The sequence below is a fragment of the Bradyrhizobium sp. CCBAU 45394 genome (genome assembly GCF_028128655.1).
In the GTDB taxonomy this organism is placed as follows: domain Bacteria; phylum Pseudomonadota; class Alphaproteobacteria; order Rhizobiales; family Xanthobacteraceae; genus Bradyrhizobium; species Bradyrhizobium diazoefficiens.
Genome location: NZ_LBIX01000001.1, coordinates 138,675 through 163,078, shown reverse-complemented (window position 1 = coordinate 163,078; position 24,404 = coordinate 138,675). Strand labels below are relative to the sequence as shown.

The following is a 24,404-nucleotide window of genomic DNA, read 5'->3' as shown; positions in this document are numbered from 1 at the left end:
TGCTTAACGAACCATTGGCGGCCGCGCGATGAAGGTCATGCGCCAGCGATTGTGGCCGATATTGGTGTGGGCGCGCTGGACCGCGAACCCGGCCGCCTTCAACCTGGCCGTGATCTCGTCCTCGCTGTAGCGCTGCAGCCCGATGCGCGAGCGCAGCTGACGGTAATCGGACAGCGCGGTGCTGATCAGCCCGATCAGCGCGTCCTTCAGGAAGCCGTGACGCAAGCCGAAGCCGAGCAGCGCCATCACGTCCCTGAACATGCCGACATTGGGCTGGAGGATGTCGCCGAGCACCAGCTTGCCGGACGGGGTCAACAATCGCCGGATGTTGAGCAGCGCGGCATCGAGCTCCTCCGGCGTCATGTACTGCGCGACCGAGTTCATCACCACGAGGTCGATGGACTGGTCCTGCATCTTGCGGACGTCGTCGAGCGAGCGGACGCGGATCTTGGTGTTCGGGGCAAACCGCGCGATCAGCCGCCCGCGCACGCCCGGCGCCGGCTCGGCCAGGATCAGCTTGCCGCAGGCGGCTGCCACCTGGCTCGCCGACAGCGCCTCGCCGCAGGCGTAGTCCAGCACCGTCGCCTCGGGCGAGGAGATGTAGCCGATGATGTCCCGCGCGATGATCTGGAAGTGCAAATCGCGATGCAGCTTGCTGACATAGATCGTATGCGTGGAGTCGTAATAATCGATCCAATCGTCCATGGTGTCCGAACGTCCCGGCCAAACAGCTCCTGCACAGGAACCGGCGCTGCCCACCTTGCGTTAGGGGGGCGACGGCGCGCCGTCAATGTCCGCGTCCTAACAGGAAGGTTTCCCGTGAGCAAAGCCCCCAACAAGGTCTCGCCCGACCTCGACACCCCCACCGATCTGTCGCCCCAGGCGGTCAACAAGGTCTCGGAGGCGCTCAACGTGCTTCTGGCCGACGCGTTCGCGCTGTATCTCAAGACCAAGAATTTCCACTGGCACATCAGCGGCCGGCATTTCCGCGACTACCACCTGCTGCTCGACGAGCACTCGGACCAGATCTTCGCCACCACCGACCAGCTCGCCGAGCGCGTCCGCAAGATCGGCGGCGCGACGCTGAAGTCGATCGGCCAGGTCGCAAAGCTCCAGACCATCAAGGACAACAACGAGGATTACGTCCCGCCGCGCGAGATGCTGCGCGAGCTGATGCAGGACAACAAGCATGTCGCGGGCGCGATGCGGAAGGCCCACGAAGTCTGCGATGACGCGGGCGATGTCGCCAGCGCCAGCATCCTCGAGGTCTTCATCGACGAGACCGAGCGCCGCACCTGGTTCCTGTTCGAAGCCACCCGCCAGGAAGGCGCGAACGAGGCTTAGTCATGGTGCCGTAGGGTGGGCAAAGGCGCGCGCCGTGCCCACCATCTGTCCGCACAGTTCAAATGGATTGGTGGGCACGCTTCGCATTGCCCACCCTACGGCACCGCGCTTGTAGCTATCGCCACAACCGCGTCAGCGCCCCATCCAGGCCTGTCACCGGATCGGCCGGCGGCAACGCGACCTTTGGAATCGTCTTCAGCGCCTTGGCATGGTTCTCCGGCGTCGCGCGCGTGATCTCCATCTTGCTGCCCGGCGGATAGGCGCCGATCACGCAGAAATCACCGCTTGCCTTGATGCACTGATGTCCGGTGCCGGCTGGCAGGATCGCGACATCGCCGGCCTTGATCTGAAGCTCCTGGCCATGGTCGCCGCCGAAGCGAACGCGTGCACTCCCACGCGCAACGCCGAGCACCTCATGCACCGTCGCGTGGTAGTGCAGATAGTCGTAGACGCCGTTGCGCCACGTGCCGCCCCAGCCGTTCTCCTCGAACAGGTTTTCGATCGTCTGCTCCGGATGCTCCGGGTCGAGCTTCACCGCCCCCTGGTAGACTAGGAAGGGGAGGATGTTGTTCGGCACGAGCCCGTCATCCTCAAACACGATGGCGAGCGGCTCGGCATTGTCGCGGACGACGGACATGGCTGGGCTCCAGTGGCAACAGACCAGGAATCAAGACGGCGCAGGCGTCCTTGTTCCTGACACAAGTCCACATGCCGGCTTGACCGAGATCAAGGCGCGGGCGGCCATTCAGCGGCACGCAAATCAACGCGAAAGAGGGGGACGCCATGTACGCATCCGACGTTGCGCAGCGCCATTTTTCGGCGGCCGTCGCCGAGGCGGAGACGACCGGTCTCGGGCATGAAGCCGTCTGCCGCGCCTTGCTCAGCCTGGTGATCTCAAAATATCTCGAGACGAGGTCCGTCGCCGACATCCAGGCGGAGTTGCACTTCATCGCCGAGAACTGCGATCCCGACACGGACTTCATGTTCATGCGTCCGTGACGGTAGGCCCCGGCGGATACCTCCGCCGGGTGATCTTGCCGCTTACGCGCTCTTCTTCTGCCGCATCAGATCGGCAAAGCGCTGGAACAGATAGTGCGAGTCGCGCGGGCCCGGCGAAGCCTCGGGGTGGTACTGCACCGAGAACACCGGCTTGCCATCGAGCTGGATGCCGCAATTGGAGCCGTCGAACAGCGAGATGTGGGTCTGCGTCGCGCCCTCCGGCAGCGTCTTCTCGTCCACGGCGAAGCCGTGGTTCATCGAGGTGATCTCGACCTTGCCGGTGGTCTCGTCCTTCACGGGATGATTGGCGCCGTGGTGGCCCTGATGCATCTTCTTGGTCTTGGCGCCGACGGCGAGGCCGAGCATCTGGTGGCCGAGACAAATCCCGAAGGTCGGCGTGCCCGACTTGATGACGTCCCGGATGACAGGCACGGCATATTTGCCGGTCGCGGCCGGATCGCCCGGGCCGTTCGACAGGAACACGCCGTCCGGCTTCATCGCCAGGATGTCTTCGGACGAGGTCGTTGCCGGCACCACCGTCACCTTGCAGCCGACGCCGGCCAGCAGGCGCAAAATGTTGCGCTTGATGCCGTAGTCGATGGCGACGACGTTGAACTCGGTCTTGTCCTGCTGGCCAAAGCCCTTGTCCCAGAGCCACGGCGTCTCGTCCCAGGTGAAGCGCTGGCCGGAGGTGACCATCGGCACGAGGTCCATGCCCTCGAGCCCCGGCCATTCGCGCGCTTCTTCCTTCAGACCATGCAGGTCGAACTCGCCGTTCCTGGCATGCGCGATCACGGCATTGGGCATGCCCTTGCTGCGGATCAGCGCGGTCAGCGCGCGGGTGTCGATACCGGAGAGGCCGATGATACCGCGCGCCTTCAGCCAGGCGTCGAGATGCTTGGTGGCGCGGTAGTTCGAGGGATCGGTGATGGCGGTGCGCAGGATCACGCCGCGCGCGCCCGGCGTCGCGGCCATGTTCACCGTCTCGATGTCTTCCTCGTTGGTACCGACATTGCCGATATGCGGGAAGGTGAAGGTGATGAGCTGGCCGGCATAGGAGGGATCGGTGAGGATCTCCTCGTAACCGGTCATCGCGGTGTTGAAGCAGACTTCACCGACGGCGTGGCCTTCGGCGCCGAGACCGAAGCCTTCGAGCACCGTGCCATCGGCGAGCACGAGGAGCGCGGTCGGTTTATGGTCCGGCCAAGCGGGATCGTTGTCATGTTGTGTCATGAGCGCGTTTCATAGTCTGCCCGCGCGCCTCCGTCAAAGCGGGAGAGGCCCGATTCACATGCGTTTTTGCATATTTGACAGCCCGTCCTGGGTACTTAAGCTTGGCCGCACAATTTCCGGCAAATCCAGGGGCTTTCGAGGCAATAATGGACCAGACCACCCCGCTTCTGCTGGTTCCGGGGTTGGCCTCCTCGGCCCGAATCTATGCCCCGGTGATCCCGGCGCTGTGGCGGTTCGGCCCGGTGATGGTCGCCAACCATATCCGCGATGACAGCATGGCGGCGATCGCCCGCCGCGTGCTGGGCGAGGCCCCGCCGCGCTTTGCGCTCGCCGGCCATTCCATGGGTGGCTACATCGCGCTGGAGATCATGCGCCAGGCGCCCGAGCGGGTTTTGAGGCTCGCGCTGATCAACACCCAGGCCCGGCCCGATACGGCGGAGGCGACCCAGCGCCGCCGCGGCCTGATGGAGCGCGCGAAGCGCGGGGAGTTGCGTGCCGCGCGCGAGGAGATGTTTCCGGAACTGGTGCATCCCTCGCGCTGCGACGATGCCGACCTTCGCCGGCTCGTGCATGAGCAGGGCGACGACGTCGGCGTCGACGGCTATCTGCGGCAGCAGACCGCGATCATTGCGCGGGTCGACTCGCGGCCGACGCTGGCCACGATCAAATGCCGGACGCTGGTGCTGACCGGCGATCAGGACAACACGATTCCCAATGCGTTCTCGAAGGAGATGGCGGACGGCATTGCCGGCGCGAAGCTCGTCGTTCTGGCGAATTGCGGGCATCTGCCGCAGCCGGAACAGCCCGCGGCGACGGTGCAGGCGCTGACCGAATGGCTGCAAAGCCAGGTTGTCTCAGGAGCGCGAACGGCCTAGATCAGGCGTCGGATATTCAAAGGGATCACGACCATGCTGCGCGACGACATCAACAATGCGGTCAAGGAGGCCATGAAGGCCAAGGACGAGCGCAAGCTGTCCACGCTGCGCATGGTCAATTCGACCTTCAAGAACGCCGACATCGAGGCCCGCGGCAGCGGCAAGCCGCCGCTGTCGGACGCTGACCTGCTCGCCGTGCTGCAGAAGATGATCAAGCAGCGCCAGGAATCGGTCGAGCTCTACGACAAGGGCGGCCGCGCCGAGCTTGCCCAGCAGGAGCGCGAGGAGATCGCGGTGATCTCGGCTTACCTGCCGAAGCAGATGTCCGAAGACGAGGTCAAGAAAGCGATCTCGGACGCGATCGCTGAAACCGGTGCAGCCGGCATGAAGGACATGGGCAAGGTGATCGCGGTGTTGCGGGCGAAGTACGCCGGCCAGATGGATTTCGGCAAGGCGAGTGGTTTGGTGAAGGCGGCGCTGTCGGGCTGAGTTGTCATTCCGGGGCGACGCGTCAGCGTCGAGCTATGATGCGCAATTGCGCATCAGAGAATCCATCGGGCCGCCAGTTCTGTTGCGCAATGGATTCCGGGCTCGCGCCAAGGGGCGCGCCCCGGAATGACAAAAGAACAAGGGGAGGCAACCGATGACCGGCGCCATCAAGCCGTTCCGCATCGCCATCAGCGACGACATCCTCGCCGATCTCAAATCGCGCCTCGCCCGCACGCGCTGGCCGGAGGCTGAACTCGTCGACGACTGGAGCCAGGGCGCGCCGCTGAAATGGATCCGGGAGATCTGCACCTATTGGGCTGACGGCTACGACTGGCGCGCCCGCGAAGCCAGGCTCAACCGCATCGATCAATACACGACCGAGATCGACGGGCTCGATATCCACTTCCTGCATGCGCGTTCGAACGAGCCCTCCGCGCTGCCGCTGATCATCACCCATGGCTGGCCCGGCTCGATCGTGGAATTCCAGAAGGTGATCGCGCCGCTGGTCGATCCCGCCGCGCATGGCGGCAATCCCGCGGATGCGTTCCACGTCGTCTGTCCCTCGCTGCCGGGCTTCGGCTTCTCCGCCAAGCCGCAAACCACCGGCTGGGGCGTCGACCGCATCGCCGCGACCTGGGCCAAACTGATGGACCGCCTCGGTTATGCGCGCTACGGCGCGCAAGGCGGCGACTGGGGCTCGGCGGTGACGACCTCGCTCGGCGCGCAGGACGCCGAGCATTGCGCCGGCATCCACATCACGCTCGCCTTCAACGCGGCGCCGAAGGTCGAGGGCGAGCCGACGGTGGAGGAGAAGCGCGCGCTCGCCGGCCTCAAGCATTATGTCGATCTCGACTCCGGTTATTCCAAGCAGCAGTCGACGCGGCCGCAGACGCTCGGCTACGGCTTGACGGATTCGCCGAGCGGGCAGGCGGCCTGGATTCTGGAAAAGTTCTGGGCCTGGACCGATTGCGGCGGTCATCCCGAGAACATCTTCTCCAGGGACGAACTGCTCGACAACGTCATGCTCTATTGGGCGACGGAGACGGCGACCTCGTCCGCACGGCTCTATTGGGAAAGCTTTGGCAAGCGCCGCACAACGCCCAGGGTCGGCGTGCCGACCGGTGTCGCCGTCTTCCCGAAGGAGATCATCACGCCGGTACGGCGCTGGATGGAGCCCAACTTTTCCAACATCACGCATTGGAGCGAGATGGAGAAGGGTGGCCATTTCGCCGCCTTCGAGCAGCCGGAGCTGTTCGTGCGCGATGTCAGGAAGTTCTTCGCGACAGTGCGATAATTCTCTCGCGGTCATTCCGGCGCGCGCAAAGCGCGAACTATGGTGCGCGCTTGCGTACCTGAGAATCTCGAGATTCCGGGGTCGGTCCTGCGGACCGCCCCGGAACGACGTCGGATGCAGATCATGCCCGGGCTTGTCCCGGGCATCCACGAGCTTAGACTAGGCTCAAGAAGCAAGCGCGTGGATGGCCGGGACTTTGATCGCGAAGACGCGCTTCGCGCTTTCGCCCGGCCATGACGCCAAGACCGTGGAAACGCGAGCCATGCTCACCGAAGCCAAGACCTACGACGAGCTCTATCGCAACTTCCGCTGGGATATCCCGGCGCGCTTCAACATGGCGGAGGCGTGCTGCGACCGCCATGCCGACGGTACCGGCCGTCTCGCGCTGATCTATGTCGACGAGAACGGCGCCACCACGCGCACCTCCTTCGACGAGGTCGCGGAGATGTCGCGCCGCTTCGCCAACGTGCTGAAGGCGGATGGCCTTGCGCGCGGTGACCGCGTCGCGGTGTTCCTGTCGCAGTCGCTGGAGCTGCCTATCGCGCATATGGCGGCGTTCCGCTCCGGGCTGATCTCGATCCCGCTGTTCGCGCTGTTCGGCGAGGACGCGCTGGAATTTCGCCTGTCGAATTCGCAAGCAAGAGCCATCATCACTGATGAGGCGGGCTGGGAGAAGCTCACGAGGGTCCGCGATCGGCTGCCCTATTTGCAGGACATCTATGTCACGAGCGGCGCCGTCCACGCCGGCGCAAAACCGTTCTGGCCGGCGATCGAAACCGCGTCCGAGGATTTTGCGACCGTCGACACCTCGGCCGACGATCCTGCGCTGATCATCTACACCTCGGGCACAACGGGCAATCCGAAGGGCGCGCTGCATGCGCATCGCGTCGTGCTCGGCCATCTGCCGAACGTCGAGATGTGCCACAACTTCCTGCCGCGCCCCGGCGATCTGATGTGGACGCCGGCGGACTGGGCCTGGATCGGCGGCCTCGTCAACGGCCTGCTCGCGTTCTGGTATCACGGCATCCCCCTGGTCGGTCACCGCGCCCGAAAATTCGAGCCGCAGGCGGCGATGCAGATGATGGCCGATCTTTCCGTCCGCAACGTCTTCCTGCCGCCGACGGCGCTGAAGCTGATGCGGCAGGCCGGTGTGAAGCATCCCGGCGTCAAGCTGCGCAGCATCTTCACCGGCGGCGAATCGCTCGGCGGCGAACTCTTGGGCTGGGTGCGCGAGACCTTCGGCATCGACGCGCACGAAGTATTCGGCCAGACCGAGTGCAATCTCGTGATCGGCAGCAACTCCAACCTGTTTCCGATCCGGCCCGGCGCGATGGGCAAGGCGACGCCGGGCTTCGACGTCCGCATCGTCAACGACAAGGGCGAGGAGCTGCCGCGCGGGCAGCGCGGCATCATCGGCGTGCGCCAGCCGTGCCCCGTCACCATGCTCGAATACTGGCGCAATCCGGAGGCGACCGCGAAGAAATATGCCGGCGACTTCCTGCTCACCGGCGATCTCGGCGTGCAGGACGAGGACGGCTATTTCTGGTATGTCAGCCGCGAGGACGACGTCATCACCACCGCCGGCTATCGCGTCGGCCCATCCGAGATCGAGCACACGCTGATGAAGCATCCGTCGGTGGCGATGGCCGCGGTGGTCGGCATTCCCGATCCGATCCGCACGGAGTCGATCAAGGCCTGGATCGTGCTGCGTCCGGGCTTTACCGGCAGCGACGCGCTCGCGCGCGAGATCCAGGAGTTCGTGAAGGTGCAGCTCGCCGCGCACGAATATCCGCGCTTCGTGGAGTTCGCCGAGACGCTGCCGATGACGGCGACCGGCAAGGTGCTGCGGCGCGAACTGCGGGCGAAGGGTTAGCTTCTTCCAATGCCAAAGACGTCTCAAGCCGCGGGGCTTCACCGCGCCTCACTTGCGAAGCTGCACGATCTCGATGCTGCGCTGGAGCTCATGTATTACGGCTGGCGCGGGATGACGCTGGAGGCCGACGAGTATCTTGCAAAGCAGGGCCTGTCGCGCCCGCACCATCGTATCCTCTACGTGGTGGCCCGCCGGCCCGACATCGCGATCGGCGCGCTGATCGAGATCCTCGGCATTTCCAAGCAGGCGTTGAACCGGCCGCTCAACCTGCTGCTGGAGCGCAAGCTCCTGACGTCGAAGCGCTCGCCCGAGCAGCATCGCTCCAAGCTGCTGCGCCTGACGGACGCCGGGAAACGTATCGAGCAAAGGGCATCGGACCACGAGCGCAAGGCCCTGCGCGCGGCGTTCGATCGCGTCGGGGCGTCCGGCGCGGCGTCATGGATGGCCGTCATGGGGGCGATCGCCGACAACCACTGACGAATTCTCAAGTCAACATAGTTGACATGAGGCGTGGACTTTGCCACTTTCCCGGCAACGAGCCAGGGGAGGGCCGCGTCATGAGCGGACGGAAGCCGGGAGCGCTCAAGAGATGAGCGCTCAAGACACGAGTGCACAGATAATGAATCGCGCAGCCGCCGAGCGCTTCGTCGCGGCATGGTGCGCGAACTGGTGCAAGGTCGATATCGACGCGGTCGTCGCGCACTTTGCCGACAATGCGCAGATGCGCAGCCCGCTGGCGCTGACACTGACCGGCTCTCCTGTCGTCGCTGGCGCCGAAAACATCCGCGCCTACTGGCGGAAGGCCTATGGCCACATCGAAAGCGCCGATCTGAAGATCCTGAGTTGGAGCTGGGACGAGACAATCGCGCGGTTGACGGTGTGGTGGCAATTGGGCGACACGCGCGCCAGCGAGTTCATGGATTTCGACGCTGCCGGCCGCGTGGTGCGCAGCGAAGCCTTTTACGGAAAATAGAAATGCGCCTTTCGGATTTCGTTCTGCTTCTCAACGCGCTCTGGTTCGGCGGCGCATTCATCCAGTTCAGCATTGCACAGCGCAACACGTTGAAGATCTTGCTGCCGCGGGAAGAGCGGAGCAATCCAATCGCGCCGACCCTCGCGGCCAGCGTGGCGTTCCTGGGCGGGATGAATTTGCCGATCGGGCTTTTGTCGTTCTTTCTTCTGGTCGCGCGCCCGCCGTTCTTCCAGCCCGTCGAGGCGCAGCTTGTGCTGTTCCTGTTCTTCGCCGCCTGCCACTTCAGCCAGTTCGCCTATAACCTGCCGATCCTGATGCGTGGCGGACGTGTCGGCGTGGCTTACTGGCCGGTGCTCAAAGGCCCGATGCTCAGGATATTCGTCATCGACGCGGCCCTGTTCGCGGCCAATCTTGGCGTGGCGCTTCTGCTCACGTGGTCGTCCTGACGTCATCGCGGCGGCGCCGACAGGGCGGACCGCAGCATCGCGGCGAGGTCGTGCCGCCGGAACGGTTTTGTCAGAATACGGGCGTCGCCGAGCCCGTCGGGCGTCTTGACGGGATTTTGGGTGTAGCCGGAGGTGAAGAGCACCTTGAGCTCGGGCCGCAAGCCGGTGGCCTGCCTGGCAAGCTCCGGCCCGAACATGCCGCCGGGCATCACGACGTCGGTGAACAGCAGGTGGATGTCCCCCGGTCGGCGCAACAGGTCGAGCGCCGCGGGGCCGTTCGGCGCCGCGATGACGCGGTAGCCGAGCGTCTTCAGCTCGTTCACGACATAGGCCCGAACCATGTCGTCGTCCTCGACCACGAGAATGGTCTCGCTTCCATCGGGTGCGACGGTCCGATCCTGGGGGGATGGGTCCTCGGTCGGCGGCATTGCGAGGCGGGGAAAGAACAGCCTGACGACACTGCCGTGTCCCGGTTCGGACTGCATCTGCACCAGGCCGCCGGATTGTCGCACGAACCCGTAGACCATGCTGAGGCCAAGCCCGGTCCCCTTGCCGACCTCCTTGGTGGTGAAGAACGGCTCGAACGCGCGGCTCGCCACCTCGGCGGTCATGCCGCTGCCCGTGTCCGTCACCGCGACCATGACGTAGTCGCCGGGCCGCGGCTCGCCGTTGACGTCGACGTCAGTTTCTTCGAGCGAAACGTTGCGCACCTCGACCGTCAGCTTGCCGCCGTCAGGCAAGGCGTCGCGCGCGTTGAGCACGAGGTTGAGCAGCGCAGTTGTCAGCTGGCCGGGATCGACGCTGGTCAACCACACATTCGCCTCGAGCGCGAAAGCGCACTCGATGTGCCCGCCCAGGGTCCGACGCAGCAACGGCTCCATGTCGCGAATCCTGCCGGCGATGTCGATCTCCCTCGGCCTCAGGGGCTGCTTGCGCGCGAAGGCGAGCAGGCTGCGCGTCAGGTCTGAGCCGCGCTCCGCGGCGGTCGCGATATCGCCGGCGATCCGGTGCAATTCCTTGTTTCCCGCCAGGCTGTCGGCAAGATGCTCCGCATTGCCGAGAATGACGGTCAGCAGATTGTTGAAATCGTGCGCCACGCCGCCGGTGAGCTGGCCCATGGCCTCCATCTTCTGGGACTGGCTGAGTTTCTGGTTGAGCTCCGCGATGGCGGCGCGTTGCTGCTGGAGCGACTCGGCGGTGTCGTTGAGCAGGCTCATCAGTCCGCCGAGTTCGCCGCGCGGATGGGGCGGCAGAATTCGCGCGCCGAGGTCACCGCGCCCGAGCCTCTTGGCCATCGCGGCGAGCCGCCCGACCTGGCGGCCGACGCTCACCGTCGCGAGGATCCAGACCGCCGCCAGCAGCAGCAGCGAGGCCACCGCCAGGATCGCCATGTCCTCGTAGAGTCGTCGGTTCGCTGCCGCGACCAGCCCGTCCTTGGACCGTCCGACCAGGATGTAGAGACCGGCATCCCGGGTCGACGGCGAGCGGGCGGCGACACTCCAGACATGGGTGCGGCCCTCGCGATCGGTCACTTCCTGAAACGCCTTCCGGTCGGGCGTTGCCGCGAAGCGGAACAGTTCGGATCCCGCGATCGACCCGCCGACGGGCTCGGTCCAGCCTCCGCCGGAGGGAGCGACCAGAACCGTGCCCTTGGCATCGACGAGCAGGATATCCTTCTCGGCGAGCAGCCGCTTGTGGTGAAACTCCGCGAATTTGCGCAGGTTGAACGAAGCCAGCAGGATCAGCTTCAGCGCGCCGGCTTCCGATCGCACAGGATATGCGATCTGGAGCACTGACAGTCCGGTCAGCCGGCCGAAGACCGGCTCGAGCACGACACCGCGCGAGACTAGGGCCTGCTTGAAATAGGCGCGATCCCTCAGGTCGAGCGTGCGGTTGGTCCGCAGCGAGTCGCAGAACAGGCTGCCGTCGGGATCGATGGTCAATATCCCGGTGAACTGCGGGTATTCCTCGCGCACTTCCGACAGGAACGCCGAGCACGCCGCCTTGTCGCGCGTGTCGAGGTCGCGGGCACGGGCGAGACCATAGTGAAGCTGCGCGGTGCCCTGGATCTTCTCGTCCAGATCGCTTGCAATCTCGTCGGCCGCCGCCGCCAGATTGGTCAGGGCGGCGTTGATGTCGCTGCTTCGATTCTGCATGAAACGCAGCCCGACGAGGCTCGCCGGCACCAGCATGGCCGCGATGACGAGTATCAGTAGCCGGGTACGCAAGCTCATCGGTCGGGTGGTCCGCTCTGGTCATCGCGTGTGCTGGTTCGAAGGTGCAATTTGCGGCACCACCGTCCGTTCCGTCCATAGGCATCGTGCCCAAAAGCCCTCGAGGGGGGAAAGATTCTGAGGTTGCGCGCAGCACGGGTGAGCCCCCGACAGGGGGCGTCGACGCAGCGCCGCCGGGCTCCCAGGATACCGTCATCCGGAACCAAACTGCGCGTGCGCGCGGCGCCCGACGGCGCTAATATCACGGACGAACCGCGTGCGACGAAGATCGCACCGGCAAATGAGGAGGAAGCTGATGTCCATCTCGGGCAAGGTCGATCCGGTGGTGCGTCCCGTTATGGCGACCGACATTGCCGAGGCGCTGGTCGAGGGTCTCCGCGATTTCCAGGCGCTGCCGCTCTACGGGCTTTGCTTCGGCGCACTCTATGCCGCCGGCGGCATCGCCATCATGCTCTGCCTCACCGCTTTCGGCATGGTCTACCTGGTCTATCCCCTGGCCGCCGGTTTCGCGCTGATCGGCCCGTTCGTCGCGATCGGTCTCTACGAGGTCAGCCGCCGCCGCGAGCGCGGCGAGCCCGTCTCCTTCGGCGCGATCTGGTCGGCGATACGCTCGCGCAGCGAGATCGGCTGGATGGCGTTCGTCACGCTGTTCATGTTCGTGATCTGGATGTACCAGGTGAGGCTCCTGATCGCGCTGCTGCTCGGCCTGCACGCCTCGTTCTCGAGCCTTCAGGAGTTCATGACGGTGGTGCTGACGACCAATGAGGGTCTGCTGTTCCTCGCCATCGGCAACGCGGTCGGCGCCGTGTTGTCGCTGATCCTATTCTCGCTCACCGTGGTGTCGTTTCCGTTGCTGCTCGACCGCGAGGTCGATTTCGTCACGGCCATGGTGACGAGCGTGCGTGCGGTCGTGACCAGCCCGCTGCCGATGATCGGTTGGGCGGCCGTGATCGTGATGCTGCTGATCGTCTCCGCGCTGCCTTACTTCCTCGGGCTGATCGTGACGCTGCCGGTGCTCGGCCATGCGACGTGGCATCTCTATCGGCGTCTGGTGGCGCCGGTGCCGTGAGAGGCAAGCCCGACGCACGACCAAGCAGTCGAAAACGAGGCTTCGGCGGCCTTATTCGATCGAGAACGGCATTTGGCGCGTCAAAAGCGCGGCGCGGGCGAGAAAACGATAGCTAATTGCAGTGATTGCGCGCACGGTGCGCCAATGTCGGAAAGTCCGGTCGTCCTTTCGCACACGCGGCGCCGTGACCATGCGCGCGCGACACGAAACGGCTCATTCCTCGCACCGGCGGAGCTGGCTCATCACGCCATCGTAACGGCGATGGTTGCGCATATTGCCCGTTCCCGCGGGTGAGCCGGACGCGGCGGGCGCGTGCCGGATATGCCTGAAAGATTCCACCGCGGTTCGATACGAGATCGAACGCCAACCGAAAGCACCTGATGCAAACTCTCTCCCCACGACACGTCAAGACAGACGAAGCACTCCGGCTCGGCGTGGAGTCGGGCTGGTACGCGATCAAGGTCAGTGGGACCTTTGTCTCGGGCCCGCACGATTCGGAAGGGGATTGCCGTCGCAAGATCGACGAGATTCAACCGCCGCCGGCGAAGAAGAAGCGATGAGGGCGCAGATTCCGGCCGCTACGGCGTCTTGATCCCCATCGCCTTCAGGGCATCCAGCATCCGCTGCGGCGGGCCCATCTTCACCACCAGCGGCTTGCTGGTCTCGAGCATGCTCTTGAGGCTGGAGAGGATCGCCGGCCAGCCCTGCCGTCCGCCGGAGAGGATGTCGTCGCTGAGCGGCCGGTCATGGCCTTCGCTCATGGTGAGACGGACCGCGTCGCCGACCTCTTCGATCTCGTAGGTGACGAGGGTCGGGCCGAGCTTCTCGATCAGATCCGGCCAGTTGACGTTGAAGGTGACCGAGAGCTTTCGCGGCGGATCGTAAGAGAGGACCTCGCCGCTGATGTGCAGGGCGCCGTCGGGCGTGCGCACGACGAACGCGCCGCCGAGCCGCGGCTCGACCTCCACGGCATTGCCGAAGAAATACTGCCGGCTGAACTCGGCCGAGGTCAGCGCCTCCCACACCTTCTCCGGTGTGGAGGCGATGTAGATGGTATAGACGGTGAGCGGCTTGAATTGATCGAGGTTCATTTTGCGTCGAATCCCTTGTTGAGGGCTGCGCGGGGAATGGCGAGCACCTTGCCTCGCTCCAACAGGCTCTTGAGGCCTGACAGGATCGCCGGCCAGCCATTGGAGACGGCGCCGAGATATTTGCCGCCCTCGACGAAGCCGTCATGCAGCACGGTCAAACGCACGAGCGAGCCGAACGGTTCGATGGTGAAGACGACGCGCGAGATCGGCTCGCCGCGGAGCTCTTCGTATTTCTGGTGCTTGAAGCTGTAGGACAGGCGCCGCGGCGGATCGGCCTCGAGGATCTCGCCGGAATCGGTGATTTCGCCGTCCAGCAGAAGCGCGAAGGGCGAGCCGACCTTCCAGTCGGAACGGATCTCGGCGCCGAACCAGTATTGCCTGGTGAACTCGCTCGACGTCAGCGCCTCCCACAGCTTTTCCGGCGAGGTCTCGATATAGCTCACATAGACGAATTGCGGCTTACTCATCGCGCTTCTCCAACTGGCGTTTCAACTCGCCGAGCGCGGCGAGCTTGCCGCGTTCGAACTTCCTGATCCAGCGTTCGCCGATCTGATGGATCGGCACCGGATTGAGGTAATGCAGCTTCTCGCGGCCATGCCTGATGGCCGTGACCAGGTTGGCCTCTTCCAGAATCACCAGATGCTTGGTCACGGCCTGCCGCGTCATCGCGAGGCCTTCGCAGAGTTCGTTCAGCGTCTGGCCGTTCCTGGCGTGAAGCCTGTCGAGCAGCGATCGTCGTGACGCGTCGGCGAGCGCTTTGAAGACCTCATCCATGGCGGTGATAATAGGCAACCAAATGGTTGCATGTCAAGCGGCACGTCATTCCGGGGCGACGCATTAGCGTCGAACCCGGAATCTCGAGATTCCGGGTTCGCACTTCGTGCGCCCCGGAATGACTGGCCGCGAAATCGTGTTCTGGGCGCCTGCAGTCGGCTGTGCTAGCCTTTCAGCTCAGCCAACGCAGATTGGTTCCGGGAGGATTCATGTTCCGTTGCGTCTTAACTGCCGCGGGCCTCGTCTTCTTCGCTTGCGGCACACCGGCCTACGCGCAGAAGCAGACGATCGGCGCGCCGCCGGAAGCTTCCAACATGAAGCTGGTCGGGACCAACGACCTCCAGGCGCGCAGCGCCTATCAGCCGACCATCCATCATCAGGGCGAGCGCTGGATCGCCTATATCGGCCATCACGGCGGCATCGACGACGTGCCCGCTCCCGTCAATCCGATGACGGGACAGGCGGAGCCGAACGGAACCTCGATCGTCGACGTCACCGATCCCGCGCATCCCAAATATCTGCGTCACCTGCCGGGGCAGGAAGGCAAATATGAATCCGGCGGCGCGCAGATGGTGCGGGTCTGCGACGGCAAGTCGTTGCCGAAGGGCGATCCGAATGCGGTGTACATGCTGCGCACCTTCGGCAGCGAGGCGCATGAGATCTGGAACGTCGCCGATCCCGCCAGCCCTGTGCTGATCGCGCGCATTGGCGGCTTGAAGGACACGCACAAGAGCTGGTGGGAATGCGACACCGGTATCGCCTTTCTCGTCTCGGGCGCGCCGGACTGGCGCACGCGGCGCATGACGCAGGTCTATGACCTCTCCGATCCCGCGCATCCGCAGAAGATCCGCGACTTCGGCCTGCCCGGTCAGGAGCCCGGCGCCACCGGCGCGGTACCGACCGAACTGCACGGGCCGATCTCGACCGGGCCCCAAGGCAATCGCGTCTTTTTCGGGTACGGCACCAACAAGGGCGGCATCCTTCAGATCGTCGATCGTGACAAGCTCCTGAACGGGCCGAAGGAGCCGACGCCGGACAATCTGCGCTATCCCGAGATTGCGCGGATGCCGATGTCCGCCTTCAACGGCGCGCACACGACGTTCCCGATGCTCGACATGCCCGTTGCGGAATTTTCCGAGGACAAGGACGGCAGGACCCGCGACATCGTGATGATCGTGGACGAGGCGATCCTCAACGAATGCGGCGAGGCGCGGCAGATGGTGTGGTTCGCGGACGTCACCACCGAGACGCGGCCGATGATGATCTCGAGCTATACCGTGCCGGAGGCGAGCGGACAGTTCTGCCAGCGCGGCGGCCGCTTCGGCTCGCACTCCTCGAACGAGAGCATGGCGCCGGTCTACTACAAGAAGCTGGCTTTCATCGCCTTCTTCAATGCCGGCGTGCGCGCGCTCGACATCCGCGACCCCTATCACCCCAAGGAGGTCGGCTATTTCATTCCGTCGATCACGAGCGCGACCGACAAGCGCTGCATCCCGATCGAAGGCGGCGAACGCTGCAAGGTCGCGATCCAGACCAACAATGTGGAGACGGATGATCGCGGCTACATCTACATCGTCGACCGCGCCAACACCGGCCTGCATATCCTCGAACTGACCGGTCCCGCGCGCGCCGTCGCCGGCCCGCCGAAGAGCTGACGATGCGGCGCGGGGCGAGGATGCTGATGGCCTTGATCGCCCTCGGCGCGCTGCCCGGTCTGCGTGTCCATGCGACGGACCGCGCCGGGCATTGGCAGGAGATGAGCTGGCCGTTTCCCCGCGACGGCTGGCCCGCCGGCCGCGCGTTCCGTTGTACGGCGGGCGGCTGCGATGGCGTCGAGCTCTACGTCCGCGCCAAGCGCGGCTTCTGCAATTGCGACACCGGCGTTGCCGATGACGACGAGGTCGATCGTGTCACCGATATCGACCTGATCAGTCCACGCTTCACGCCGGTCGCGCCGGGCGAGGCCGTGAGCGTCGCCGCCATGCAGGGCCGCATCAGGCACTACGATCTCGACATGCCCGACGGCGCGCGCCATGCCGCCGCCGGCCTCGCGCTGTCGCGCCGCTGCGATCTGCTCGTCGCGGTGGCGCAAGGCGCGGGCGAGGCGAATGCCGCGCAGCGCGCCGCGCTCGTGCTTCTGGAAACGGAGGAGATGAAGCAATGGATGGCTGCTGCATTGGATGGGCGGTGAGGGGGCGCGACCCGCGCCACGTTCTCCGCTGTCATCACCCGCGAAAGCGGGTGATCCAGTATTCCGAGGCGCTCGTGGGATACCGAGAAGCCGCGGCGTACTGGATACCCCGCCTCCGCGGGGTATGACACCGGTGGTTGGGCGGGCACACTGCGCTCATCTGTCTTCCGTTCCCGTTCTTCCCGTGCATTAATGCCTTCAACCGCTTTCAGCCGAGTCCCTCCCTGATGTCCATGCAAGCCTATCTCGCCTTTGTCGCCGCCTGCATTGCGCTGGCGCTGCTGCCGGGTCCTATCGTCACCCTCGTCATCGCCAACGGCCTGCGTCACGGCACGCGTGCGGCGTTGACCAATGTCCTTGGCGCGCAGGCCGGGCTCGCCATCGTCATCGGCATCGTTGCGATCGGCCTGACGTCGCTGATGGCGACCATGGGCTACTGGTTCGACTGGGTGCGCTTTGCCGGCGCCGCCTACCTGGTCTGGCTCGGCATCAAGCTGATCTGGGCGCCGGTCGAGGGCGTCAATGTCGACCAGCCGCCTCCGCCGCCGCGCGGCGGGTTCTTCCTGCAAGGTTTCCTGGTGTTGCTATCGAACCCGAAGGTGCTGGTGTTCTTCGGTGCCTTCATCCCGCAGTTCATGGACATGAACCGCGACCACTTCCCGCAAGTCGCACTGCTCGGCGCAACTTTCATGGTCACCGCGGCGATGACGGACGCACTCTACGCGATTGCAGCCGGCCGCGCGCGAAAATTCTTCTCGGCCCGCCGCACGCGGATGATGTCGCGCATCTCCGGCGGCTTCATGATCGGCGGCGGCATCTGGCTGGCGCTGACCAGGGCGAAATAACCTTCCAGAGGCCGGTTTGGTTTGAACCCTTCGCGGCGGCAATGCGTCCAATCGGGCATTGCCGCTGACGAAGGATTTTGCCGTGCCTGCTCTGCCCCCGCTCGTTTACGCGATGCTGCTTGCGCCGCTCGCGCTGATCCTGATTGCCGCCGTCGTGAAGACCTGGCAGGCGCGCGAGGCGCGGAGCTGGCCGCAGGCGCCCGGCAAGGTGGTTACATCAGTTGCCGAGGTGCGCGAGGTCAGGGTGTCCGACGACGAGCGCGAAGACGGTTATCGGATGGAGAACCGCAACTTCGCCAACGTGACCTACGAGTATTCGGTCGGCGGCCGCAAGCTGCGCAACAACCGCATCTCGATCGGCGAAGACCTCGGCAATTTCCAGGTCGCCGAGAAACTCGCGAAATATCCCGCCGGCAGCATCGTCACCGTCTACTACAATCCGCGCCATCCCGATCAGGCCGTGCTGGAGCGCGATCTGCCCAAAGGCCTGTGGGGCTGTCTCGGCATCGGTACCGTGGTCGTGCTCGCCATCGTGTTCGGCTCGGCCTTCGGTCTCAACCAGAGTTACCAATATCTCGCCCATCACGTCGCACGGCCCGATCTCGCGGGCCTGGTCGTCGCCTTCGGTGCGTTCGGCCTCGTCATCGCGCTGATGGCGTGGGCCGTGCAGCGGCAGGCCTCGATGGCGACGCGGTGGCCGACCGTGCCGGGCACGATCAAGCTGTCGGGAATCGAGGAATATCACGAGGCGAGCGAGCCGGGCGAGCGCCGCGGCACCGAGATGTTCGGCAAGCGCGTGACCTACACCTACCTCTATCAGAACGTCAGCTACACCAATGAATGCGCGCGCGTCGCGGCAGGAACGCCGTCGGCGTCTGACGAGATGCTGCGAAAGCTGATGTCGCGCTATCAGGACGGCGCGACCGTCGAGGTCCGCGTCAATCCCGACAATCCGGCCGAGGCCACGCTCGACGCCCGCGGCGACGGCCGCATCGCCTACGTGCTGTGGGGCATCGCCGCGATCTTTGCCGCGCTCGCGGTGTTCGTGGCAACGCGTGGCGGTTGACCGCAGCGCCGGCCTGGCTGGCTATGCCACCCTCTCCGCGCGCAACCCCAGCTCGATCTCCGCAAAGATCCGCGCCAGCCGCTCGGCCCATTGCTGCTGGCCGGACTGGTCCGCGATCAGATCCTGGCGGATCTCGATGCCGGTGTTGACGAGGCCGCGGGCTTCGCCATGCACGGGGATGGTGTAGTCGGTGAGGTCGTTGACCGCATAGGGCTCGTTGTCGCCGACGACGAGATCGCTCTCGGCGCGTAGATGTTTGATCAGGAGCTGCGGCAGCACCGTGTCGCGGTTGTAGAGCGCGCCGATATGCCAGGGCCGCTCAACACCGGCATAGACCGATGTGAAGCTGTGCAGCGACACCAGCACCGTCGGCCGCTTGTCGTGCAGGCGGCGGCCGATCGTGGCATCGATGCGATGATGATAGGGCTCGAAAATCTCGCGCCGCCTTGCCGCGCGCTCGCCCGCGGAGATGCCCTCATTGCCCGGGATTGCCGTTGCCTCTGACAGCACGGGAATCGAGCTCACGGCGCCCGGCGGACGGTTGCAGTCGATCACGAGCCGCGAATAGCGCTGCGCGATCAGATGCGCATCCAGCATTTCTGCCAGCCGCTCGGCGACGCCGGCAATGCCGATGTCCCAGGCGATGTGCCGCGTCAGCTCGTTCTCGGCGACGCCGAGATCGCCGAGCGCGCGCGGCAGCACCCGCCCGTAGTGATCCGCGGTGAGCAGAAAGGGCGATGCCCCCGCCGCATTCACCTCATGCACTGGCGGAATGTCACCCTCGCCGAGCAGTTGATCGGTCGCGTCGGCTGTGTCTAAAGCCATCCTGATTGCCTATGGAAAATGCAGTCACCCCAAGAATCGGGCAGAATCGCTATAGATTGATCCGCCCAAAGTCACCATGATCGCCTCACGATGCCGCTGCTCACGATTCATCACAAGACCGAATATCGCTATAACCGCCCCGTGGCGTTCGGCGAACACCGGATCATGCTCCGTCCGCGCGACGGGCACGATCTGCGCGTGCTCGACTCCAGGCTCGAAATCTCGCCCGAGCCGATGTCGCTGCACTGGATCCACGACGTGTTCGGCAATTCGGTCGCGATCGCCAATTTCGACGAGCGCGCGGACGCGCTGATCTTCGACTGGCATGTCACCGTCGAGCACAATCCGGTGGAGGAGTTCGCGCTGACGCCGGACGATCCGGCCTATTTCTATCCCTTCGTCTACGACGACGAGGAATTCCCCGATCTCGTCCAGTACATCACGCCGCAATACACCGATCCCGACGGCGAGATCGCGGAGTGGGCGCGCGGCTTCCTCGACGAGGACGCGCCGACGCCGACCTTCAAGATCTTGAGCGGCATGACGCACGGCATCCGCAAGCAGTTCAAATACCGCAAGCGCCACGAGTTGGGCACGCAGCATCCGCTCGACACTTTGCAGTCGGGCACAGGAACTTGTCGGGACTATGCGCTGTTCATGATTGAGGCGCTGCGCCAGCTCGGCATCGCCGCGCGATTCGTCTCCGGCTACATCTTCGTGCCGGAGGATATCGAGCAGCGGCACGTCGGCGGCGGTTCGACGCACGCCTGGGTGCAGGTCTATTTGCCGAGCGCGGGCTGGATCGAGTTCGATCCGACCAACGGCATCGTCGGCACCCGCGACCTGATCCGGGTCGCGGTCGCCCGCGATCCGCGCCAGGCGATCCCGCTGCACGGCGTCTATATCGGCTCCGGGGATGCCTTCGAAGCCATGGACGTGAACATCAAGGTGGTTTCGGACGACCAGGACAACGACCAGGAGCTGGAGGCAGAAGTCTTATAGGTGGACATCGGGGTCGGCTTCGAGATCGCCTACGCGGCAAGGCGGGCACAACGCCTCTCCAACGTCGTCCTGGCGAAAGCCAGGACCCATACCGCGGAATCTATCGATTGCGAACGGTAGTCGTACCGAACGACGAGTCTTCGCCAAACGGCTCCCCGGGGTAATGGGTCCTGGCCCCCGTGCGCAATTGCGCACTAGGCCAGGACGACATCGAATGTGCAACGCTGTCGTTCCGCAAAATTCACAGTTATAGACACCCCCATGACCTCCGATCGTCTCTTCGTCTATGGCACCCTGATGCGTGGCTTCGACCATCCGATGGCGCGGCTGCTTGCCGGCCACGCGGAATTTCTGGGTAAAGCGACCTGCCGCGGCCGGCTCTTTCTCATCAAGCATTATCCGGGATTGCTGCTGTCGGATGCGCCGTCCGACCTTGTCCATGGCGAGCTGTTCCACATGCGCGTGCCCGACGAGCTGCTGCGCGAGCTCGACATGTACGAGGCCTGCGGCGAGGGGTTTCCGGAGCCGACCGAATATCTGCGCAAGCTGATCGACGTGACGCTGCCGGACGGCACCGCCGGCAAGGCGTGGACCTATGTCTACAACTGGCCCGTCGCCGATCTGCCCCGCATCGAGTCGGGGCGCTTCCTGGAGCACTAGAGCATGATCCGGAAAAGTGCGTAGCGGTTTTCCGACAAGATCATGCTCAAAAAAAATAACCTAAAGCGCGATCTCTTCGCGCTTTAGGCCGACAGCACTTCCTTGACCACGCGCACGTCCACTTCGCGTTCGACGTAAGTCCATTCCTCGGTGCGCCTGAGCATCGCCACCAGCTCCTCGAACAGCGAGGCGTGCGCGGGGGCGAACTCGAACCAAGTCAGGAAGTCGAAGGGGCCGCCGAGGTCGCGGCAGTGATAGAGCTGCCGCGCGATGGCGGGCAGGAAGCGCAGGCTGCTGGCGATGTGGTGCGATCTGTCCTCGAAAATCCTGCGGCGCTCTTCCTGCGTCAGCTCCCACCAGGCCTGCGACTTGCGGATCGGGATCAGCGCCGCGCTGGTTGCCTCGAGCCGGCCGAGCCCGGCCTGCACGGCCACGAGCTGCTGCTTCTCAGCGCGCTCGGTGTAGCGCAAGCTGCTGGGCACGCCGGCAAGCCGCCACGCATTGCGCGAAGGCACCAGCGGCAACGAGACCGCCTCGCTGTCGGTGACCGACAGCGCCGGCATGAAGGGCAGGGGCTCGCCCGTCACCGGCGAAATCGAGGTGATGCGCCAGCCCCCGCTGTGGCCGCCTCGAAAGGTCCTGAACATAGGGATATGGAAGCGTGGAACCGGGTTAGGTTCAAGCTTTTCGCGTCATTCCCGGCCACCTGTTCCGTCGCCCTTCGAGGCTCGCCGAAGAGGCGAGCGCCTCCAGCGACAATGGCTTCGCCATTGCGCGGGGGTGACGGGATGGGCGCCTCGGGATGACGGCGCCTGTGCATAGGTCGAATAACCCGGATAAGCCTGACAAACCTGACTTTTGGGCGGGCCGCACCTATATCCCTGATCCTTCGCCCGACTCACACGGTTTCGCGCTAGACACACCCCCATGCGCTTCACGCCCCAATTCCTCGACGAGCTGCGTGCCCGGCTTTCGGTTTCCGAAGTCGTGGGCAAGCGCGTCAAGCTGAAGAAGGCCGGACGGGAGTGGAAGGGGCTGTCGCCGTTCCAGCAGGAGAAGACGCCGTCCTTCTACGTCAACGACCAGAAGGGTTTTTACCACGACTTCTCCTCCGGCAAGCATGGCGACATCATCACCTTCGTGATGGAGACCGACGGCCTGCCGTTCGCAGAGGCGGTCGAGCGGCTCGCGAGCATGGCGGGCCTGCCGCTGCCGGCGGTGACGCCCGATGCGGCGCGCCAGGAGCAGCGGCGCCGCTCGCTGCATGACGTCATGGATCTCGCGGCAAAGTATTTCGCCGAAACGCTGGCTTCGCGCGTCGGCGCCAAGGCGCGCGGCTATCTCGCCGATCGCGCCATCTCGCCGGCGACGCAATTGCAGTTCCGCCTCGGCTATGCCTCGCCCGATCGCTTCGCGCTGAAGGAGCATCTCGGCAAGCTCGGCGTCTCCGTCGACGACATGGTCGAGACCGGCCTGCTGATCGGCGGCGACGATATTCCCGTGCCCTATGACCGCTTCCGCGATCGCGTGATGTTTCCGATCACCGATCTGCGCGGCCGCGTCATCGCCTTCGGCGGACGCGCGCTGGAGAAGGACGTTCCGGCCAAATACCTGAACTCGCCGGAGACGCCGCTCTTCCACAAGGGCGACAATCTCTACAACCACCAGACCGCGCGCAAAGCCACGCATGACGGCAGCGCGCTGATCGTGGTCGAAGGCTATGTCGACGTCATCGCCATGGTCACCGCGGGCTTTGCCGGCAGCGTGGCGCCGCTCGGCACCGCGCTCACCGAAAACCAGCTCGCGCTGCTCTGGAAGATGGCGGACGAGCCGATCCTCTGCTTCGACGGCGACAGGGCCGGCCAGAAGGCGGCCTATCGTGCGGCCGATCTCGCCTTGCCGTTTCTCGCGCCCGGAAAAAGCTTGCGCTTTGCGCTGCTGCCGGAAGGGCAGGACCCCGACGATCTCGTCCGCTCCGGCGGGCGTGGCGCGATGGAAGAGGTGATCGCGGCGGCGCGTCCGCTCGCCGACATGCTCTGGTCGCGCGAGCTCGAAGGCGGCAACTTCGCCACCCCCGAGCGGCGCGCTGCACTGGAGGCGCGCATCAAGGAGCTCGCAGGCGGCATCCGCGACGAGGTGGTGCGGCGCTATTATCGCCAGGATCTCGCCGAGCGGCTTCAGCGTACGTTTGCGCCCGAGAGCGGGCGCGGCGGCTTTGCCGGCCGTGGCAATTTCCGCCCCGGTCAGGGCGGCCGCCCGTTCCAGCCGCGGAGCGGCGGGCAGGCGAATCGATTCGGCGGCCAGGGGTTCCGCGGCGCGCCCGGCCCCACCCCGCTACCCTCCGGCCCCTACCAGGCGGCGAGCCCCCAGCTCGCGATGAGCCCGATCATGAAGGGCCAGCGCAGCGTCATCTCCCGCAGGGAGGCCCTGATCCTGCAATGCCTGATCAACCACCCCTGGCTGCTGCATGAGCACCTCGAGGAGGTTGCCGCCCTGGAATTCGCCCATCCGGAGGCCCACAAGCTCCGCGCCGGCATTATCGCCGCTTTCGCCAACGACCATCACCACTCGCCGGACCCTGGCGAGCTGGCCGAGAAGATGCGGGCCGACATCGAAAAGGGAGGATTTTCTCAGCTTCTTCAAAGGGTTGAGAATGGCATCACGACCGCGGCGGTGTGGGGCGCGCGGGAAGGCGCGGCACGGGACGACGTTCTCTCCACTTGGCACCAGCTGGTTGCCTTGCATCGGCAATGGCATTCACTACTTAGAGAGCTGAAGGACGCCGAGCTGGCCTTGGGGGAGGACCCCAGCGAGGCCAATTTGGCGTGGCTGCGTGACGTCAAGGCTCGGATAGGCGAAGTCGACGGCACCGAGGCCCTGATCGAGGGTTTTGGCGAGCTGTCGGGCCGGTTCCAGAAGAGCGTGTGATGAAAGAATCATGCGGACGGCCGGGGCCGGAACCGCTAAAAGACTCGCCAAATCCATGGTTTGGCGGCAAAAACAGGGTTAATCGAGGCTTAACGGTCTTGTAGCACTTTGGCCCAGAGGCGGCCGCAGGCAGAACAGACGCGTCAGGAATGAATCCGCGCGAGAACTGTTGGCACTACACCTGCATCCGCTG

The 24,404-nt window shown here is 64.9% G+C and carries 27 protein-coding genes; 18 read left to right on the top strand and 9 right to left on the bottom strand.

What is annotated here, in order from left to right; translation table 11 throughout:
• Positions 1 to 3 precede the first annotated feature (3 nt).
• Positions 4 to 705: a class I SAM-dependent methyltransferase gene (locus WN73_RS00765; protein WP_028172841.1), complete on the bottom strand. Its 702-nt coding sequence runs from the start codon at positions 703 to 705 to the stop codon at positions 4 to 6.
• A 114-nt stretch (positions 706 to 819) separates the two neighbouring features.
• Between WN73_RS00765 and WN73_RS00760 the strand changes: the two genes are divergently transcribed.
• Complete coding sequence (locus tag WN73_RS00760; RefSeq protein ID WP_027547661.1) at positions 820 to 1,344, top strand: Dps family protein; 525 nt, start codon at positions 820 to 822, stop codon at positions 1,342 to 1,344.
• 115 nt (positions 1,345 to 1,459) lie between these two features.
• Here WN73_RS00760 and WN73_RS00755 read toward each other — a convergent pair whose 3' ends face one another.
• The gene (locus WN73_RS00755; protein WP_028172842.1) at positions 1,460 to 1,981 is read right to left on the bottom strand and encodes a hypothetical protein; all 522 of its coding nucleotides are present in this window, start codon (positions 1,979 to 1,981) and stop codon (positions 1,460 to 1,462) included.
• 146 nt (positions 1,982 to 2,127) lie between these two features.
• Between WN73_RS00755 and WN73_RS00750 the strand changes: the two genes are divergently transcribed.
• Entirely contained in the window at positions 2,128 to 2,343 is a 216-nt protein-coding gene (locus tag WN73_RS00750) for a hypothetical protein (RefSeq protein ID WP_028172843.1), read from the top strand.
• Between the two features lie 42 nt (positions 2,344 to 2,385).
• Here the strand turns inward: WN73_RS00750 and carA are convergent, their stop codons facing one another.
• Complete coding sequence (carA, locus tag WN73_RS00745) at positions 2,386 to 3,576, bottom strand: glutamine-hydrolyzing carbamoyl-phosphate synthase small subunit (RefSeq protein ID WP_028172844.1); 1,191 nt, start codon at positions 3,574 to 3,576, stop codon at positions 2,386 to 2,388.
• 146 nt (positions 3,577 to 3,722) lie between these two features.
• Between carA and WN73_RS00740 the strand changes: the two genes are divergently transcribed.
• The 7 genes from WN73_RS00740 (at position 3,723) to WN73_RS00710 (ending at position 9,526) form a co-directional block, all read left to right on the top strand.
• Positions 3,723 to 4,451, top strand: coding sequence for an alpha/beta fold hydrolase (locus WN73_RS00740; protein ID WP_028172845.1), 729 nt, complete (start codon positions 3,723 to 3,725; stop codon positions 4,449 to 4,451).
• A gap of 33 nt (positions 4,452 to 4,484) precedes the next feature.
• Positions 4,485 to 4,940: a GatB/YqeY domain-containing protein gene (locus WN73_RS00735; RefSeq protein ID WP_028172846.1), complete on the top strand. Its 456-nt coding sequence runs from the start codon at positions 4,485 to 4,487 to the stop codon at positions 4,938 to 4,940.
• A gap of 154 nt (positions 4,941 to 5,094) precedes the next feature.
• Positions 5,095 to 6,234: an epoxide hydrolase family protein gene (locus WN73_RS00730; protein WP_028172847.1), complete on the top strand. Its 1,140-nt coding sequence runs from the start codon at positions 5,095 to 5,097 to the stop codon at positions 6,232 to 6,234.
• Between the two features lie 262 nt (positions 6,235 to 6,496).
• Positions 6,497 to 8,107: an acyl-CoA synthetase gene (locus WN73_RS00725; protein ID WP_028172848.1), complete on the top strand. Its 1,611-nt coding sequence runs from the start codon at positions 6,497 to 6,499 to the stop codon at positions 8,105 to 8,107.
• Between the two features lie 9 nt (positions 8,108 to 8,116).
• Entirely contained in the window at positions 8,117 to 8,584 is a 468-nt protein-coding gene (locus tag WN73_RS00720; RefSeq protein ID WP_011090101.1) for a MarR family transcriptional regulator, read from the top strand.
• A gap of 142 nt (positions 8,585 to 8,726) precedes the next feature.
• Positions 8,727 to 9,080 carry a nuclear transport factor 2 family protein gene (locus WN73_RS00715; RefSeq protein ID WP_039187060.1) on the top strand — a complete coding sequence of 118 codons (354 nt, stop codon included), beginning with the start codon at positions 8,727 to 8,729 and terminating at the stop codon, positions 9,078 to 9,080.
• A gap of 2 nt (positions 9,081 to 9,082) precedes the next feature.
• Positions 9,083 to 9,526, top strand: a complete 444-nt coding sequence (locus WN73_RS00710) for a hypothetical protein (RefSeq protein WP_028172851.1) — start codon at positions 9,083 to 9,085, stop codon at positions 9,524 to 9,526.
• Positions 9,527 to 9,528: 2 nt separating this feature from the next.
• On the opposite strand, the gene WN73_RS00705 is transcribed toward WN73_RS00710, so the two are convergent.
• Positions 9,529 to 11,760, bottom strand: coding sequence for an ATP-binding protein (locus tag WN73_RS00705; RefSeq protein ID WP_028172852.1), 2,232 nt, complete (start codon positions 11,758 to 11,760; stop codon positions 9,529 to 9,531).
• Positions 11,761 to 12,055: 295 nt separating this feature from the next.
• Between WN73_RS00705 and WN73_RS00700 the strand changes: the two genes are divergently transcribed.
• Both WN73_RS00700 and WN73_RS00695 read left to right on the top strand, forming a co-directional pair.
• Positions 12,056 to 12,829, top strand: a complete 774-nt coding sequence (locus WN73_RS00700) for a DUF2189 domain-containing protein (protein WP_028172853.1) — start codon at positions 12,056 to 12,058, stop codon at positions 12,827 to 12,829.
• A gap of 380 nt (positions 12,830 to 13,209) precedes the next feature.
• On the top strand, positions 13,210 to 13,389 hold the full coding sequence (locus WN73_RS00695) for a hypothetical protein (RefSeq protein WP_028172854.1): 180 nt from the start codon (positions 13,210 to 13,212) through the stop codon (positions 13,387 to 13,389).
• Between the two features lie 18 nt (positions 13,390 to 13,407).
• Here WN73_RS00695 and WN73_RS00690 read toward each other — a convergent pair whose 3' ends face one another.
• From WN73_RS00690 to WN73_RS00680, 3 genes are read right to left on the bottom strand one after another with little or no spacing between them, the layout of a single operon-like run.
• Positions 13,408 to 13,920 (bottom strand): SRPBCC family protein, encoded by a 513-nt coding sequence (locus WN73_RS00690; RefSeq protein ID WP_028172855.1) that lies wholly within the window; start codon positions 13,918 to 13,920, stop codon positions 13,408 to 13,410.
• Positions 13,917 to 14,387 carry an SRPBCC family protein gene (locus WN73_RS00685; protein ID WP_011090095.1) on the bottom strand — a complete coding sequence of 157 codons (471 nt, stop codon included), beginning with the start codon at positions 14,385 to 14,387 and terminating at the stop codon, positions 13,917 to 13,919. Before WN73_RS00685 ends, WN73_RS00690 begins: the two co-directional genes overlap by 4 nt.
• Positions 14,380 to 14,694: an ArsR/SmtB family transcription factor gene (locus WN73_RS00680; RefSeq protein ID WP_011090094.1), complete on the bottom strand. Its 315-nt coding sequence runs from the start codon at positions 14,692 to 14,694 to the stop codon at positions 14,380 to 14,382. Before WN73_RS00680 ends, WN73_RS00685 begins: the two co-directional genes overlap by 8 nt.
• Positions 14,695 to 14,903: 209 nt before the next feature.
• On the opposite strand from WN73_RS00680, the gene WN73_RS00675 reads away from it, so the two are divergent.
• From WN73_RS00675 to WN73_RS00660, 4 genes are all read left to right on the top strand, one after another.
• Positions 14,904 to 16,349, top strand: coding sequence for an LVIVD repeat-containing protein (locus WN73_RS00675; RefSeq protein WP_028172856.1), 1,446 nt, complete (start codon positions 14,904 to 14,906; stop codon positions 16,347 to 16,349).
• 26 nt (positions 16,350 to 16,375) lie between these two features.
• Positions 16,376 to 16,885 (top strand): hypothetical protein, encoded by a 510-nt coding sequence (locus WN73_RS00670; protein WP_231166630.1) that lies wholly within the window; start codon positions 16,376 to 16,378, stop codon positions 16,883 to 16,885.
• 227 nt (positions 16,886 to 17,112) lie between these two features.
• Positions 17,113 to 17,730 (top strand): LysE family translocator, encoded by a 618-nt coding sequence (locus tag WN73_RS00665; RefSeq protein ID WP_011090091.1) that lies wholly within the window; start codon positions 17,113 to 17,115, stop codon positions 17,728 to 17,730.
• An 82-nt stretch (positions 17,731 to 17,812) separates the two neighbouring features.
• The gene (locus WN73_RS00660) at positions 17,813 to 18,796 is read left to right on the top strand and encodes a DUF3592 domain-containing protein (protein ID WP_028172857.1); all 984 of its coding nucleotides are present in this window, start codon (positions 17,813 to 17,815) and stop codon (positions 18,794 to 18,796) included.
• A 21-nt stretch (positions 18,797 to 18,817) separates the two neighbouring features.
• Here WN73_RS00660 and WN73_RS00655 read toward each other — a convergent pair whose 3' ends face one another.
• Positions 18,818 to 19,621 (bottom strand): N-formylglutamate amidohydrolase, encoded by an 804-nt coding sequence (locus WN73_RS00655; protein ID WP_028172858.1) that lies wholly within the window; start codon positions 19,619 to 19,621, stop codon positions 18,818 to 18,820.
• A gap of 90 nt (positions 19,622 to 19,711) precedes the next feature.
• Between WN73_RS00655 and WN73_RS00650 the strand changes: the two genes are divergently transcribed.
• Positions 19,712 to 20,623 carry a transglutaminase family protein gene (locus WN73_RS00650; RefSeq protein WP_028172859.1) on the top strand — a complete coding sequence of 304 codons (912 nt, stop codon included), beginning with the start codon at positions 19,712 to 19,714 and terminating at the stop codon, positions 20,621 to 20,623.
• A gap of 261 nt (positions 20,624 to 20,884) precedes the next feature.
• Complete coding sequence (locus tag WN73_RS00645) at positions 20,885 to 21,283, top strand: gamma-glutamylcyclotransferase family protein (protein WP_028172860.1); 399 nt, start codon at positions 20,885 to 20,887, stop codon at positions 21,281 to 21,283.
• A gap of 83 nt (positions 21,284 to 21,366) precedes the next feature.
• Here the strand turns inward: WN73_RS00645 and WN73_RS00640 are convergent, their stop codons facing one another.
• A complete protein-coding gene (locus tag WN73_RS00640) occupies positions 21,367 to 21,930 on the bottom strand; it encodes a chlorite dismutase family protein (RefSeq protein WP_011090086.1) in 564 nt (187 codons plus the stop codon).
• 280 nt (positions 21,931 to 22,210) lie between these two features.
• On the opposite strand from WN73_RS00640, the gene dnaG reads away from it, so the two are divergent.
• Positions 22,211 to 24,211 (top strand): DNA primase, encoded by a 2,001-nt coding sequence (dnaG, locus tag WN73_RS00635; protein ID WP_028172862.1) that lies wholly within the window; start codon positions 22,211 to 22,213, stop codon positions 24,209 to 24,211.
• The last annotated feature ends 193 nt before the right edge of the window (positions 24,212 to 24,404 follow it).